We start from the raw sequence: 15,065 nt of genomic DNA, 5'->3' as shown, positions 1-15,065 counted from the left end.
CCCCGATATTCCATGAATACCGCCGGCCAGTCAGTATACATAGGATATGGTTCTAATGTATTATAACAAATAAATAAAAAAAAGTAAATTATTTTTTACATATATTTCTCTAAGTTAAATACTTTGGTTAATTGCAAACTCTTTATCTTTTGATAATTGTTCAGCCAACTTTTCTATAGATTCAAACTTCTTCTCATCTCTTATTCTTTTGTGAAAGAATACTTTAACTTTTTCATTATATATATCTTCATTAAAATTCAATATGTGAGTTTCTATACTTAATTTTTTATCTCTTACAGTAGGATTATATCCTATGTTAGTGATACTCTTGAATTTCTCGTTTTTATATTCAATAGAAGTAAAATATACTCCACCTTTAGGTAATACAATGCTTTTATCATAATCTAAATTAATAGTAGGAAAATTTATTTTCCTTCCTAATTGTTTACCTTTAATTACTTTCCCTTCTAACATGAATGGTCTTGTTAAAAAGTAATTTGCTTTTGTAATATCACCTTCAGAAATCAGGTGCCTAATTTTTGAGCTGCTTATAACTTCTCCATTTACCTTAACTGGTTTTACTATGTAAGTATGAAAATTATATTTTTCGCTTAGACTTTGTAAAAGATCAACGTCACCTAAATTTTTATATCCAAATCTGTAATTAAAACCTACTACAAAGCCTTTAGCATTATAATGTTTTATTAAATTACATATAAAATCCTCTGGGCTTATTTTCATAAACTTGTTGTTAAACTCAGCATAATTTAAAATATCTATACCTAAATTCTTAAGAAGTCTAGTTTTTTCATCATTAGAAATAATTAATTTGGGTGCTATATCACTATTAATCACAGTTAAAGGATGGTTCTTAAAAGTAAATACCATACTCTTAATGTTATTTTCTTTTGCAAGCTCAATAGTTTTATTTATGAGGCTTAAATGTCCCATATGAAGGCCATCAAAACTACCCAAAGCTATATATGTTTTATCATATATTGTTTCCTTAAAATTATCTTCATAAATAACCATATAATCAACTCCAAAAACACTCTAGATAAATATTTTCTCAAGCTTAAATCCGTTTTTTATCATTTTACCTAAGCCTAAAAAAATCTTTTCTTCATTGTACACCCTGTAAACTTTGTCCTCTGAAAGGTTTTTTAACAGGCGCTTGTCTCCAACACAAACTCCATTAATTAATAGCCTTTCAAAGTTTTTATCTACTGTATAGGCCTCATATATATTTAATACTTGATCAATAGGAACTAAATAATTTTTAATATTATCAACATTTAATTCTTCAAGATTTACTGAATTTTCTATTGAGAAGTTTCCACTTTGTATCCTTTCTAAATTCCACATAGTTGCTCCACAATTTAATCTCAATCCAATATCATAACATAAACTGCGAATATAAGTACCTTTTGAACAATTAACAGTGAAGGATACATAAGGTACTTGAATATCTAGAATATTAATTTCATAAATATTTACTTCTCTTGCTTCTATATCTACATCAATACCTTTTCTTGCTAAATCATAAGCTCTTTTCCCATTGATTTTTATTGCAGAAAACTTAGGTGGAATCTGAGAATTTACTCCAATAAAAGATTTAATGCAGCTTACTATTTCATTTTCAGTAACATCAACATTATGAGTTTCTAATACTTTTCCTTCTTGATCATAAGTATCAGTGATTACTCCAAGCTTCAACTCTGCTTTATATATCTTAAAATCATTCATAATATATTCTACAGCTTTAGTAGCTTTGCCAATGCAAATTGGTAATACACCTGAAGCTAATGGATCTAGAGTTCCAGTATGTCCTATCCGTTTTAAACCAGTTATTTTTTTTATTTTTCTTATAACGTCAAAGGAAGTAATTCCTTGTGGTTTATTAATATTAATTACTCCATCCATTAAATCAACTCATTTTCCAGTTTATTAATTAATATGCTCTTTATTGTTTCAGCGTTTTCATTAATAGAGAACCCGGCTGCTCTAACGTGTCCTCCACCCTGAAATTCTTCTGCAATTTTTCTCACATCAACCACATTCTTAGATCTTAAACTTACTTTAGTTCCTTGTTCTGTGTCTTTGATTAGTGCTGTCACTTCAACTGAATCAATTTGAGTGCCAATAGTAATAATATCAGAGGTGTCGCCCTTATTTTCTTCAGGATCACCTAAAATATTTTTATTAAGATGCATTATACATAATTTATTATTGAGATACATTTCCATACCATCAATTACTTTACCATATAGCTTAACTCTAGATACAGATTTATTTTCGAATAATATTCTATGAATTTCAGTAAAATCAATTCCTGTTGTAATTAATATACCCGCAATTCTATGTGTGTTTAAGGTTGTATTAGAGTGTCTAAAGGAACCAGTATCAGTAACTAAAGAAGTATAAAGACAAGTTGCAATGTTTTTATCCAGTTCTATGTTTAAAGCTGTTAAAATTTCATATACTATTTCTGCTACTGCAGCAGCTTTTATATCAATATAATTCATATCTCCATATAAATCATTTGATAAATGATGATCTATGTTAATCAAAGTATACTGTTTATCTTCATAGTTTAAATTACCATTAATTCTGTCTATATTACCGCAGTCTAACACAATTACTACATCAGTATTTTCTAAAACCGTATTATTTTGCTTATAAAATTCATTTGAATAGGGCAAATAAGAAAAGTCTTTAGGCAAAGGCTCCTTAGAGATTATATAGGCATCCTTGCCTAATTTAAGAAGCACTTGCAGAAAAGCAAGTGAACTTCCTAAAGAATCTCCATCAGGAGATACGTGACAAGTAATACCAACTTTATTGCATTCAATTAGCTTATCTACTATATCTCTAATTGCCATTTTTACTTTTTATCCTTTATGTCATTTAGTAGATGGCTAATATGGATCCCTTGCTCAATACTATTATCCAACTCAAGAATAATTTCTGGTGTATACCTTAAGTTAATTCTATGCCCTATTTCTCTTCTTAAATAACTAGTAGAACTTTTTAATGCTTCAAAGCTTTCTTTTTGTGATTCATCTTTACCAAATAAACTAACAAAAACTTTAGCATATCTTAAATCATTAGTTACTTCAACCTTAGTTATACTAACCATAGCAGTAAGTCTAGGATCATTAATTTCATCACGAATAATACTACTTATTTCTTTTTTAATTTCTTCATTTATTCTTCCTAGCCTATGTTTAGCCATTAAGAAAAACCTCCTTTAAGACTGCATTACATAGTTTTTGGCTTTATTTCTTCCATTATAAAAGCCTCAAACTGATCTCCTTCTTTAACATCATTAAATTTTTCAATAGTAATACCACATTCATAACCAGCAGCTACTTCTTTTACATCATCTTTAAATCTCTTTAAAGATGAAATTTCTGATTCAAATATTACTATTCCATCTCTTACAACTCTTATACTGCTGTTTCTAGTAATTTTTCCATTTAAAACATAGCAACCAGCTATTGTACCAACATTGGAAATTTTATAGGTAACTCTAACTTCTGCAGTTCCTAAAACAACTTCTTTATATTCAGGGTCAAGCATTCCTACCATTGCAGATTTAACATCATCAATTGCATCGTAAATAACCCTATAAGTTCTAATATTTACGCCTTCCTTTTCGGCTAAGGTTGATGCAGTACTTGATGGTCTTACATTAAATCCAATAATTATTGCATTTGATGCAGTTGCTAAGGTAACATCTGTCTCAGTTATAGCACCTACAGCACCATGAATTACTCTAACTTTTACTGAATCGTTAGATAATTTTTCTAAAGATTGGCTTACTGCTTCCACAGAACCTTGAACATCTGCTTTAACAATAACATCTAATTCTTTAACTTTACCTTCTTGTATTTGGCTATATAAATCTTCTAATGATACTCTGTTTGTTGATACAATTCTTTCTTCTCTTAACTTAGCTTTTCTAGCTTCAGCCATATTTCTTGCAGTTTTTTCGTCTTTAACAACATTAAATCTGTCACCTGCATCTGGAACTTCAGAAAGGCCTAATATTTCAACTGGTATTGATGGCCCAGCTGAATTAATTTTGTTGCCCTTGTCATCAAACATAGCTCTTATTCTTCCATAGGTAGAACCCACAATTATTGAATCCCCCACATTAAGAGTACCGTTTTGTACTAATAATGAAGCAACAGGTCCCCTTCCTTTATCTAGTTGAGCTTCAATAACAGTTCCTTTTGCCTTTCTAGTAGGATCTGCTATTAATTCTTCCATTTCGGCAGTCAATAATATCATTTCTAATAAAGTATCAAGGCCTTCTTTTGTATGGGCAGATACAGGAACTGTAATTATGTTTCCACCCCAATCTTCTGCTAAAAGATTGTATTCAGTTAATTCTTGTTTAACCTTATCAATATTAGCTCCAGGCTTATCAATCTTATTTATTGCAACAATAATAGGTACATCTGCAGCCTTACAGTGGTTTATAGCTTCAACAGTTTGAGGCATTATTCCATCATCAGCTGCAACAACAAGTATTACTATATCAGTAATTTGAGCACCTCTAGATCTCATTGTAGTAAATGCTTCATGCCCAGGCGTATCTAAAAATGTAATCTTTTCACCGTTAATTTCAACAGTATAAGCACCAATATGTTGTGTTATACCGCCAGCTTCAGTAGAAGTAACTTTTGATTTTTTTATAGCATCTAAAATAGAAGTTTTACCGTGGTCAACGTGACCCATAATAGTTACAACTGGAGGTCTTTTTACATAAGATTCATTTTCAGAAGCATCTTCAGTTTCATCAGATTCTAGTGAAGTTTCTTTATCCTTTTGAATTGCAACGGCATTGAACTTTTCAGCCAATTTTTCTGCAGTATTAAAATCAATTTCTTGATTAATTGCAGCCATTATTCCCATAAACATAAGTTGCTTTATTACTTCTGTTATAGGTTTATTCAGCTTATCTGCTAATTCTTTAACAGTTATAGTATCTTTCATTTCTATAACTACTTCTTCATTAATTTCTTCCTTATTATTCTCTTCTTCAGATTGCTTCTTGTTATTTTTTTTCTTATTTTTTACCTTTATTGAATTATCAATTTCTTCTTCGTACTCATCTACAATGCTTTTCTTGGCATTTTTAGAAGATTCAACTACATCACTTTCTTCATTTTCAACAAAAATTTCTTTAATTAACTCTGCATCTTCTTCATCTAAAACACTCATATGATTTTTTACTTTAATACTAAATTCACTTGCGAGAATGTCGATCAATTCTTTGCTAGAAATGTTTAGTTCTTTTGCTAATTCATATACTCTTGTCTTAGCCAAAACATTCACCCCCGTTTATTTTCTTATAATACTTTACAATCACTATTAGTTATCTCATCCCTTAGGTTATTATATATTTCATCATCAATTTTAACTCCTAGGTTTTTTTCAAGGCGCTTAGTTTTAAAAGCTTGCTCAAGGCATTTTATGTTTTTGCAAATATATGCTCCTCTGCCTGGTTTTTTACCTGTTAAATCCATAGAAATTAAATCCTCATTATTTTTAACGACCCTAATTAATTCTTTTTTAGGTTTCATTTCAGAGCAACCAGTACACATTCTTTGAGGTACTTTTCTTACCTTCATAAATACTACCACCTTTACAAAGAAACTATTGTGCAACCTGAGATTGGGTTTTAATATCTATTTTCCATCCTGTTAATTTTGCTGCCAATCTTACATTCTGGCCTTCTTTACCTATAGCAAGAGATAATTGATTATCTTCAACTACAATTTTAGCTACCTTATTTTGTTCATCTATTTCTACATCTAGTACCTTAGCAGGACTTAGTGCATTTGCTATGTATTTTTCAGGTAACTTATCCCATTTAATTATATCAATTTTTTCATTTTTAAGCTCTGTTACAATATTTTGCACTCTCATTCCTTTTGGCCCAACGCAAGCTCCTGTTGCATCTACAGTTTCATCATTAGAATGAACTGCTATTTTAGATCTAGACCCAGCTTCTCTAGCAATACTCTTTATTTCGACTATCCCTGTATAAATTTCAGGTACTTCTAATTCAAATAATCTTTTTACAAGTCCAGGATGAGTTCTTGAAACAACAATTTGAGGACCTTTTGTGGTGTTTTTAACTTCTACTATATATAGTTTTAGCTTATCATTAAAGTTGTACTCTTCGCCTGGCATTTGTTCATTTGGACCTAGAACTGCTTCAATTTTTTCTAAATCTACAAATACGTTTCCTTTATCTTTTCTTATAACAGTACCTGTAATTATATCATATTCTTTAGATATAAATTCATTATATATTACTTTTCTTTCAGCTTCCTTTATTCTTTGAATAACAACTTGTTTAGCAGTCTGTGCCGCTATTCTTCCAAAACTTTTTGGAGTAGCTTCTAAATCAACAGTATCCTCTAGCTGATATTTTGGATTAACTCTTCTAGCTTCTTCAAGCGAAATTTCATTTATATTAGTAGGTTCTTCAACAACTTTTCTCTGTGTATAAACGTGTAATTCTCCGTTTTCCCTATTGATGGTAACCTTAACATTTTGAAGATTTCCGCCTACCTTTGCGTAATTCTTTTTATAGGCCGATACTAATGCATCCTCAACAGTATCAAAAAGTAAATCTTCACTTATACCTTTTTCTTTTACAATTTCTTTTAATGCTTCTATAAACTCTGCATTCATAGTAAGACCTCCTAAAACTCCCCTTTTAAAATGATCTTTTTAATTTTATTTCTTTCAATAATTAAATTTAATCCTTCTGTTTCTATACTCACTGAATTCTCATCAAAGCTTAGTAAATTACCTTCGTAAACTCTTTTCCCATTAACTAGCTTCGCCAGTTTAACAATAACAGCGTTATTTAAATATTTTTTTAAATGTTTATCGTTATATAGAATTCTTTCGATTCCTGGTGATGATACTTCCAAGTAATAAGCATCACTAATAGGATCTTTTTCATCAAGCATTTCGCTTATTTTTCTACTTACTTTTTCACAGTCTTCTAAAGATATTCCCTCGGGTTTATCTATATACGCTCTAAGATAATATTCATTTTGCTCTTTAATATATTCTAAATAGTATAGCTCATAATTTAAACTTAATACTATAGGTTCAATTAACTCAGTCAGTCTATCAACAATTATATTATTTTGCATATCTACCCCTCCTTACTTATTATTTTTCTCAATTTAATTATAAATAGTCATACATTAACGAAAAACGCAACAAAATAGTTGCGTTTTCACAAATATAAAGAGTGGGCTTCAAACCCACTCTTTAGCTAAAATATATCTGCAAATCATTCCTTTTTATTTTAGCACACTAAAAAAGTTATTTCAAGTAAAAATGGAAAAAGAATTAACGCATATGGATTTTAATCAAAATAATGATAACTGATTAGTATCAGGTAATCCTTCTAAACATCCGTGTTCATCTAATGCTTCAATTACAGTTTTAGAAACTTTTGTCCTTACTCTTAAATCTTCCTTTGAAATAAATCCATCACTTTTTCTTACTTCGCAAATACTTTTAGCAGCATTTGCCCCAACTCCAATTAGAGAACTTAGTGGAGGTCTTAAATCATTTCCCTCGATAATAAATTTTGTAGCATCAGATTTATATATATCCACTTTTAAAAATTTTATACCTCTTTTATACATTTCATATGCAATTTCTAAGTTAGTAAGTAGTCCTTTGTCTTTTTGAGTTGCATTATTACCCATTGAATTTATCTCATCCATTTTCATTTTGATAGCTTCCTGGCCCTTAACAATTAATTCTGCATCAAAATCATCTATACCTCTTACAGTAAAATATACTGCATAATAAGCTTGTGGGTAATATACCTTATAATAAGCTATTCTCACTGCCATCATTACATATGCTACAGCATGCCCTTTAGGGAACATGTATTTTATTTTTTTGCAAGATTCAATATACCATTCAGGAACTTGATTATCCCTCATTAATTTTTCATTTTCTTCTGATAAGCCTTTACCTTTTCTTACTTTTTCCATTATAGTAAAAGCTTCTTTTGGTGGAAGCCCTCTGTAAATTAGATACACCATGATATCATCTCTGGTAGCAATACAATCTTTAAGTGTTGTATATCCTTCTTTTATATAATATTGAGCATTGTTAAGCCAAACATCTGTACCATGAGATAATCCAGATATTCTAACTAAATCAGAAAAAGTTTTTGGCTGGGTATCTACAAGCATTTGCCTAACAAACTTTGTTCCAAATTCAGGTAAACCATAGCTGCCTACAGGACAACCTAATTCATCTGCAGATACGCCAAGGGCATCTGGAGAAGTAAATAAACTAATAACATTTTCATCTCCTAAGGGAAGCTTAGTTGGTTCTATACCTGTTATATCCTTTAACATTCTAAGTACAGTAGGATCGTCATGACCTAGTATATCAAGCTTTAGAAGTCTTCCACTAATGGAATGATAATCAAAATGAGTTGTAATAATGTCTGTATCGTTATCGTCTGCTGGATGCTGTATTGGACAAAAATTAAAAATTTCATTATCACTAGGAACTACCATTATTCCACCTGGATGCTGTCCAGAAGTTCTTTTTACTCCAGTACATCCTTGAGTAAGCCTTTCAATTTCAGCTTGTGTTACTATCATATTATTTTCGTCAATATATTTTTTTACAAATCCATAAGCTGTCTTATCAGCAATTGTACCAATCGTACCAGCTCTAAAGGTATGCCCTTTTCCAAAAAGAACTTCTGTATATCTATGTATATCAGCTTGGTTATCCCCAGAAAAGTTCAAATCGATATCAGGTTCCTTATCTCCATCGAATCCTAAGAATGTTTCAAATGGAATATCATGACCATCTCTTATATATTCTGCACCACATTCTGGGCAAGATTTGTTAGGTAAATCAGCCCCAGATGAAACTGAACCATCAGTAAAAAATTCGCTATGCTTACAATTAGGACAAACATAATGAGGAGGAAGTCCGTTAACTTCAGTAATGTTACACATTGTTGCAACTAAAGAAGATCCAACGGAACCTCTTGAACCAACTAAATAACCATCAGCCAGAGACTTTGCTACTAATTTTTGTGCTATTAAATACAAAACTGCATACCCATTGCTAATTATTGAATTTAGCTCTTTTTCAAGTCTTTTCTTAACAATTTCAGGTAATGGATTACCATAAATGCTATATGCTTTACCCAGTGTCATTTGTCTTATTTCCTCATCTGCTCCCTCAATTTTTGGAGGAAAGGTTTCATCAGGAATAGGCTTGATATTTTCAACCTGTTCTGCTATCTTTTGAGTATTATAAACTACAACTTCCATTGCAGCTTCTTCCCCAAGATATTTAAATTCATTCAACATTTCATTTGTAGTTTTAAAAAAAAGCGGTGGTTGATTCTTCGCATCACTAAACCCTTGTGCCTGCATTAAAATTTCTCTAAATTTCTTATCCTTTTCATCGAGAAAATGAACATCACCGGTTGCAATAACAGGCATGTTATTTTCCTTACCTAGATCATATATAAACTTATTAATTTCCATCAATTGTTCATTATTCTTCACATTTCCGTTATGAATTAAGAACTCATTATTTGATAAAGGTTGAATTTCTAGATAATCATAAAATTTAATTAAGTTATTTAAATCTTCTTCACTCTTACCTTCTAAAACAGCCTTATACACTTCTCCAGCTTCACAAGCTGAGCCTATAATTAATCCTTCTCTATATTGTTCAATTAAGCTTTTAGGCATTCTAGGCTTCCTATAAAAATAATCTAAATTAGAAAAAGATATTAATTTATATAAATTCTTTAAGCCTATCATATCTTTAGCTAAGATAATAAGATGATAAGTAGGTAATTTTTTTATATCTTGTTTACTTAGATACTCCTTATTTAAATCCTTTAATGTTAGTATCTTTCTTTCTCTTAATAGCTCAAAACATTTAAGTAGTATATCGGCTGTAGCTTTTGCATCATCTACTGCTCTATGATGATTTTCAAGAGATACGCCTAAATGCTTTGCTATAACATTCAATTTGTATTTACTTAACTCTGGAAATAAGTATTTAGCTAAAGGAATAGTATCCATAACAGGAAATTCATAAGCAATATTTAGATCCTTACAATTCTTTCTAATAAATGACGTATCAAAAGCCGCATTGTGAGCTACAAGTATAGTTCCTTTACAAAAATCAATAAATTTAGGTAGAACCTCATCAATTGTTTTTGCCTCTCTTACCATATCTGTAGTTATTCCTGTAAGTTCAGTAATCTTATAAGGAATATTCATCTTAGGATTAACAAAATAACTAAATTTATCAATGACTTCTCCACGACTAATCTTAACTGCTCCTATTTCAATAATTTTGTCATTAGCACTTGAAAATCCTGTGGTTTCTAAGTCGAAAACTACAAAGGTATCATCAATAGATTGCTCAGTAACATTGGTAGCGATGGGTATTCCATCATTCACCAAGTATGCTTCTACTCCGTAAATAACTTTAATTTTATGCTTTTTCCCAGCATCCATTGCTTCCGGAAAAGCTTGAGCTACTCCGTGATCAGTAATTGCTATAGCACTATGCCCCCATTTTGATGCCCTTTCAATTAATGCTGATGCTGAAGTCATACCGTCCATTGAACTCATTTGAGTATGTAAGTGAAGTTCTACTCTCTTCTCTTCAGCTGTATCCATTCTATCTATTTTAGTAGTTTTTACAATATCTCTAGCCATTATAACTAATTCCTTAGCATAAGTATCTAATACAGCTTCTCCACGTACCTTACAATATAATCCGACTTTAAGATTTTCAATAAGTTCATCAGTTTCCTTTGGCTTAGGAAAACATTTTACTGTAATAGAACTTGTATAATCAGTTATATAGAATGTAACTATTTTTCTACCTGATTTTGTTTCAATAATATTTATTTTGAATATATCTCCACAAATTGTTACCATTCCCGCAGTATCATCAATGTCTGCCATAGGTGTTATGTCTCCAGAAGCATCTCTTCCAAATATACTATTTGGATTTTTAGCTTGCTTATTATATGTAAATTCTTTTTCACCAGTTTTAATGCTTTTTGGTTTTTTCTCGGTTTTATCCTCCTTAATACTATTTGCAGCAGGTTTGTTTTCTAAAACTGATTTTATTATATTTTTTTCTTCTTTATCCTTATCCAAGAAATAACTTTCACAGGCAATTTCTTCATTATAATTAACTGATACATTATACTTAACTCCGAACATATCTTTAATTGTATGGCTAATTATTTTTTCTATATTTTTGTTTTTTAAGAGTTTACAGGTAAATTCATTATTTAAGCTAATTTCTATAATTCCATTATTAATCTTTCTATGAGATTTTGCTAGCAACTGCTTACTTAAAGGAACATTAATAGATATATTTTCCACAACTTCAATCCAGTGTTCCTTAACAATCTGCTCTAGATTTACATTTAACATCTTTCTATAGCAAATTAGATCAATATTTTCAAAATAAATTAACTTTTTTAGGATAAGTCTTTCAATATTTTTTTTACAATCCGAATCTAATTCTGAAACAGATTTTATCACAACTTTAAGTTTATTGCTTTTACTTAAATATTGAACTTTAATTATCTCAATTCCTTCTTCTATTATTACTCCATTAGAGCCTAACTCATCGTTTAATACTTGAACTAAACTTAAATTCATTGAAGCTCCTCCTATTCATCCTTAAAAGTATAAAAATTCTTAAACAAAAGGCTATGAAATTCATAGCCTACATTTTACTTATTTCATTTATTAATTCATCAATTAAATTTTCTTCTTTTGTTTTTCTAAGAATTTTACCTTTTTTAAATATCAAAAATTCTCCATTTCCTCCTGCAACACCAATGTCAGCTTCTCTAGCTTCACCAGGACCATTTACTACACAGCCCATTATTGCAACCTTAATATTTTTATTACAATTTCCCAACTTTTCTTCTATTTTATTTGCAAGATCTATTAAATTCACTTTTGTTCTTCCACAAGTAGGACAAGAAATAAATTCTATTCCCTCATTTCTGTATCCAAGAGATTTTAGAATTTGTTTTCCAACTCTAATTTCTTCTAGAGGATCTCCAGTTAGAGAAACTCTTATAGTGTCACCAATGCCTTCTGCTAGAAGTGCACCAATTCCTATACTAGATTTAATTGTGCCTCTCCATGGGGTTCCAGCTTCAGTAACTCCAATATGTAGAGGATATTCAACCTTTGAAGAAATCATTCTATAGCTTTCTATCATTTGAATAACATTTGAGGATTTAATAGAAATTACTATATCATAAAAGTTTGCTTTTTCTAATAAATTCACATGCTTAAGAGCACTTTCTACTAGCGCCTCTGGACATACTCCTCCGTATTTTTCTAGTAGCTCTTTTTCAACTGAACCAGAATTAACACCTACTCTAATTGGAATATTTTTTCCCTTTGCAGCTCTTGCTACAGCATTAACTCTAGTTTCTCCCCCAATATTACCAGGATTTATTCTTAAAGCAGATACACCATTTTCAATAGATTTAAGTGCTAGCTTATAATCAAAGTGTATATCAGCTACTAAAGGAATATTAATATTTTTTACAATTTTCTTTATAGCTTCAGCAGCCTCTAAATCTGGAACAGCACAACGGGTTATATCACAACCAGCATTTTCAAAAGCAAGTATTTGCTTAATTGTTCCTTGAATATCTCTAGTATCAGTGTTATTCATAGATTGAATAGTTATTTTAGAGTCTCCTCCGATGTAAATATTACCCACTTTTATTTTTTTTGTTTTTTTTCTTTCCATAAACTTCACCTAATTTTTATAATTTAATTGGATACAATACGTCTTTAATTGTAACTAAAACCATTAACAGTAATAGCAATGCAAAGCCGATTGTATTTATTACCCCAATTTTATTTTTATCCACTTCTTTTCGCGTAATAATTTGATATAGAGATACGAATATCCAAAATCCATCAAGGGCTGGGAATGGCAATAGATTAAATATACCAAGTTGTATACTAATAAAAGCTGAAAAAGCGATGAGATTTATCAAGCCTGCCTTAGATACTTCCCATGTAACCCTCATTATTGTTACTGGCCCACCAATATCATTCTTACTAGCTTCTCCTTTAAATATCATACCTAAAGACAAGATAGTTTGTTTTATAGTTGATCCAGTTTCATCTAATCCATAAGCAACAGATTGAAATACTGTTGGCTTCTCAATAAATGTAGAATATACACCAACTTTATATGTTCCATCCTTTTCATCCTTTTTAGGAGTAATGACTAAGGATTTTTTCTCATTATCTCTTTCTAAAATTACATTTAAAGAATTTCCCTTTGATATATTAACTTGTGTAACAAAGTCTTCCCAAGTTTTAATCTTAGAATTATTAACTTGAAGAATTTTATCTCCAGGTTTAATTCCTGAAACCATAGCTGGACTTTCAGGAACAACTTTGCTTACTATTGGTATTAGATACCCTTTTAATGAACTAACTATTGAAAACAACACAATAGCTAAAATAAAATTCATTATTGGACCAGCTGCAACAATACTTAATCTTCTTAAGGGTGATTTATTGGAAAATGCTCTTATATCTGTAGTTTCTCCCTCTTCCCCAAGCATTCTAACATATCCCCCAATAGGAACTGCCCTAATAGAATAAGTAGTTTCTTTTCCATTAATACTAAATATTTTAGGTCCCATTCCTATAGCAAACTCCAAAACCTTCACATCATTAAACTTAGCCATACAGAAATGTCCTAGTTCATGGATAATTACCAAAATACTAAAGGACATAATTACAAAAATAATATTCATTATAATAGGCAATAATCTATACCTCCCTTAGATTTCTCTTAGCTTCAATATATTTTTTTACATTTGTTTCTGCCTCGAGAATAGTTTCAACACTAGTAATCGGCTCATTTTTAAAAGCACTTAGACAATCTTTAATTATATCTACTATTTCTAGATATTTTATCTTATTGTTTAAAAACAAATTCACAGATACTTCGTTTGCTACATTATATACTGTTGGCATAATTCCACCTGATATACCAGCATCATAAGCAAGCTTCAATCCTTCAAAGGTTTTTAAATCAGGTTTTTCAAAAGTAAGTTTACTTACCTTAAATAGATCCAGCTGATTTATTATTAAATTACCTCTTTTAGGATAATTTAATGCATATTGAATTGGCAACTTCATATCTGGATTTGAAAGCTGTGCTAGAACACTTCCATCCTTGTATTCAACCATAGAGTGAATAATACTCTCTGGATGTATTACAACTTCTATATTTTTATACTCAATATTAAATAACCAATGAGCTTCTATAACTTCTAAGCCTTTATTTACTAAAGTAGATGAGTCAACAGATATTTTTTTACCCATATTCCATTTTGGATGGCTTATAGCTTCCTTAGGAGTAACCTGCAGCAAGTGAGATTTATTTTTACCTCTAAAAGGGCCTCCAGAAGCAGTTAATAAGATTTTATTAATATTGCTCATTTCATTACCTTGTATACATTGAAAAATTGCACCATGCTCTGAATCTACTGGCAAAATTTTAATTCCATATTTTTCAGCAGCATTTATTACAAGTTCTCCTCCAGTAACAAGAGTTTCTTTATTTGCTAAAGCAATATCCTTTCCTGCTTTTATTGCCTCTAAGGTTGGTACAAGTCCTATCATTCCAACAACAGCTGTTACCACTATTTCAATTTCATCTAAAGTTGATATAGTGGTTAATCCATTTACTCCTTCTAATAATTCAATTTCCAGTGAATTTTCTTTACAATATTCTATGACCTTTTTAAAGTTATCATGATCTGTTATAGCTACATATTTAGGGTTAAATTCTTTAATTATTCTAATTGTTTTTTCGTAATTTTTATGTGATGAGAAAGAAATTAATTTAAAATCATCCTTTTGTCCCCTTATAACCTCTAAAGTTTGTTCCCCAATAGAGCCTGTAGCCCCAAGAATACATATTTTTTTCATAAC

The 15,065-nt window shown here is 30.3% G+C and carries 12 protein-coding genes; all 12 read right to left on the bottom strand.

Annotation, left to right across the window (positions count from 1 at the left end):
• Positions 1-114 precede the first annotated feature (114 nt).
• The 12 genes from CLHOM_RS02295 to dxr all read right to left on the bottom strand — a co-directional run bounded on the left by CLHOM_RS02295 (position 115) and on the right by dxr (position 15,062).
• Positions 115-1,032, bottom strand: a complete 918-nt coding sequence (locus CLHOM_RS02295; protein ID WP_052220067.1) for a bifunctional riboflavin kinase/FAD synthetase — start codon at positions 1,030-1,032, stop codon at positions 115-117.
• A 21-nt stretch (positions 1,033-1,053) separates the two neighbouring features.
• Entirely contained in the window at positions 1,054-1,923 is an 870-nt protein-coding gene (truB, locus tag CLHOM_RS02290) for a tRNA pseudouridine(55) synthase TruB (RefSeq protein WP_052220066.1), read from the bottom strand.
• Entirely contained in the window at positions 1,923-2,882 is a 960-nt protein-coding gene (locus CLHOM_RS02285) for a DHH family phosphoesterase (protein ID WP_052220065.1), read from the bottom strand. Before CLHOM_RS02285 ends, truB begins: the two co-directional genes overlap by 1 nt.
• Positions 2,883-2,884: 2 nt before the next feature.
• Entirely contained in the window at positions 2,885-3,235 is a 351-nt protein-coding gene (gene rbfA / locus CLHOM_RS02280) for a 30S ribosome-binding factor RbfA (protein ID WP_052220064.1), read from the bottom strand.
• Positions 3,236-3,261: 26 nt separating this feature from the next.
• Positions 3,262-5,337 carry a translation initiation factor IF-2 gene (gene infB / locus CLHOM_RS02275; RefSeq protein WP_052220063.1) on the bottom strand — a complete coding sequence of 692 codons (2,076 nt, stop codon included), beginning with the start codon at positions 5,335-5,337 and terminating at the stop codon, positions 3,262-3,264.
• A gap of 23 nt (positions 5,338-5,360) precedes the next feature.
• Positions 5,361-5,642, bottom strand: a complete 282-nt coding sequence (gene rnpM, locus CLHOM_RS02270) for an RNase P modulator RnpM (RefSeq protein WP_052220062.1) — start codon at positions 5,640-5,642, stop codon at positions 5,361-5,363.
• Between the two features lie 25 nt (positions 5,643-5,667).
• Positions 5,668-6,714: a transcription termination factor NusA gene (gene nusA / locus CLHOM_RS02265; RefSeq protein ID WP_052220061.1), complete on the bottom strand. Its 1,047-nt coding sequence runs from the start codon at positions 6,712-6,714 to the stop codon at positions 5,668-5,670.
• 11 nt (positions 6,715-6,725) lie between these two features.
• Entirely contained in the window at positions 6,726-7,187 is a 462-nt protein-coding gene (gene rimP, locus CLHOM_RS02260) for a ribosome maturation factor RimP (protein WP_052220060.1), read from the bottom strand.
• A gap of 222 nt (positions 7,188-7,409) precedes the next feature.
• Positions 7,410-11,735: a PolC-type DNA polymerase III gene (locus tag CLHOM_RS02255; RefSeq protein ID WP_052220059.1), complete on the bottom strand. Its 4,326-nt coding sequence runs from the start codon at positions 11,733-11,735 to the stop codon at positions 7,410-7,412.
• 67 nt (positions 11,736-11,802) lie between these two features.
• On the bottom strand, positions 11,803-12,852 hold the full coding sequence (ispG, locus tag CLHOM_RS02250; protein ID WP_052220058.1) for a flavodoxin-dependent (E)-4-hydroxy-3-methylbut-2-enyl-diphosphate synthase: 1,050 nt from the start codon (positions 12,850-12,852) through the stop codon (positions 11,803-11,805).
• Positions 12,853-12,868: 16 nt separating this feature from the next.
• Complete coding sequence (rseP, locus tag CLHOM_RS02245) at positions 12,869-13,879, bottom strand: RIP metalloprotease RseP (RefSeq protein WP_052220307.1); 1,011 nt, start codon at positions 13,877-13,879, stop codon at positions 12,869-12,871.
• Positions 13,880-13,895: 16 nt separating this feature from the next.
• On the bottom strand, positions 13,896-15,062 hold the full coding sequence (gene dxr, locus CLHOM_RS02240) for a 1-deoxy-D-xylulose-5-phosphate reductoisomerase (protein WP_052220057.1): 1,167 nt from the start codon (positions 15,060-15,062) through the stop codon (positions 13,896-13,898).
• Positions 15,063-15,065 lie beyond the last annotated feature (3 nt).

The sequence above is a fragment of the Clostridium homopropionicum DSM 5847 genome, assembly GCF_001263795.1.
Lineage (GTDB): Bacteria > Bacillota > Clostridia > Clostridiales > Clostridiaceae > Clostridium_H > Clostridium_H homopropionicum.
The sequence above is the reverse complement of the archived record's forward strand: the minus strand, read 5'-3'. Positions and strand labels throughout refer to the sequence as shown.